Raw genomic sequence first — 1,422 nt, 5'->3', positions numbered from 1 at the left:
TGAACTGACCCCCAAAACTTGGACGGTTTAGTTTAACCCAAGGACTGAGTTCTGTATTGCACAGGGCTCAGTCCTTTTAGTTTCAATTGAATACGCTCATGGTTGTAATAATGAATGTACTCATGGATTTGTTGCTCTAACTGCTCAATGTTTTGAGGCTTCTCAAGGTAAATGGTCTCACACTTTAGTGTACCGAAGAACCCCTCCATGAGCGCATTATCTAAGCAATTGCCTTTTCTACTCATGCTTTGCTTAATACCATGGTATTTAAGCGTCGTGCTAAACGGCGCCATTTGATAATGCCATCCTTGATCCGAGTGCAGCATTAACCTCTTATCCCGACACGTTTTAGTTTTTGTTAATGCACAATCTAGCATTTGACTCACCAAATCATAAGTTGGCCTTCTTGAGAGCGTATAACTGATGATCTCATTGTTATAACAATCAAGTATGGGCGATAAATACAGCTTATTATCGCCTACCTTAAACTCAGTAATATCCGTCAGCCAGCGCTTATGTGGCCCATCTGCATGAAACTGACGCTTTAAGTGATTCTTCGCGATCTTGCCTTGCATTCCTTTATAGGAACGGTACTTCTTGCGTCTTATCTTTGCGCTAAGCGTCATTTGACGCATAAGCTTAGCAATGAGCTTATGATTGTGATGAACCCCTACCGGCTTTAATGCGGCCGTTATTCTACGATAGCCATATCTACCTTTATGCTGATGATACAGCTTAGCAATACGTGGCTTCAACTCAGCGTATTTGTCGTCACTCTCAAGCTTTGCTCTATGATAATAAAAAACGCTTTTAGGCATACCTGAGACTTTGAGTAAGTCAGATAAACAGCAGTCATCTCTTAGCGCTTCGATGAGCCTTGCTTTCTGTCTGCTTGTTCCTCCGCTTTGAGCAAGGCATCGAGCTTTTTTAAGTAGGCATTCTCCGCACGCAGATATTGCAGTTCACGCTTAAGCTCTGTAGGCGTCTTTTCATCATCTGGTTTGTTTGTGATAACTGGCTTGGTCATGGCGCCTCTACCTTTAGGTTTGGGAGTGAGTCCAGACATACCATGAAGTCGATACGCTTTGTGCCAGTGGCTGATGAGCGCAGGTGAGCTGATGTTAAACGTTAAAGCGACCTCAGACTGGCTTAACCCTTGTTCTAGCATGACTGTGAGTACGTTAAGTTTAAACTCGCTACTGTATTTAGTTTTACTCGCCTTTGGCTTGATAGCCTCTATACCGCCGCTTTTGTATTGATTAATCCATCTAGAGATTATCTTTTTATCAAGTCCAAACTTCTTTGCTGTTGCGACTCCGGTATGTCCTTGCCGATAGTATGATATGACTTTGAGCTTAAAGTCCAGATCGTAACGCATAAAAATACCCCATAAGTTGTGTCCAACTTATGGGGGTCAGTTCA

2 protein-coding genes are annotated in these 1,422 nt (G+C 42.6%); both read right to left on the bottom strand.

Annotated features, from left to right (window positions below; all coding sequences use genetic code 11):
• Positions 1-32 precede the first annotated feature (32 nt).
• Positions 33-956 carry an IS3 family transposase gene (locus JFC06_RS12185; RefSeq protein WP_198335246.1) on the bottom strand — a complete coding sequence of 308 codons (924 nt, stop codon included), beginning with the start codon at positions 954-956 and terminating at the stop codon, positions 33-35.
• Positions 860-1,378 carry a helix-turn-helix domain-containing protein gene (locus tag JFC06_RS12180; protein ID WP_198335245.1) on the bottom strand — a complete coding sequence of 173 codons (519 nt, stop codon included), beginning with the start codon at positions 1,376-1,378 and terminating at the stop codon, positions 860-862. Before JFC06_RS12180 ends, JFC06_RS12185 begins: the two co-directional genes overlap by 97 nt.
• Between the last annotated feature and the right edge of the window lie 44 nt (positions 1,379-1,422).

The organism is Psychrobacter namhaensis, assembly GCF_016107545.1.
GTDB classification, from domain to species: domain Bacteria; phylum Pseudomonadota; class Gammaproteobacteria; order Pseudomonadales; family Moraxellaceae; genus Psychrobacter; species Psychrobacter namhaensis.
Note: the sequence above shows the minus strand (reverse complement) of the source record. Positions and strands in the feature narration are given on the sequence as shown.

Excerpts from the sequence above, each read along its gene's own strand:
- JFC06_RS12180 (WP_198335245.1), bottom strand. The coding sequence starts at position 1,378 with ATGCGTTACGATCTGGACTTTAAGCTCAAAGTCATATCATACTATCGG.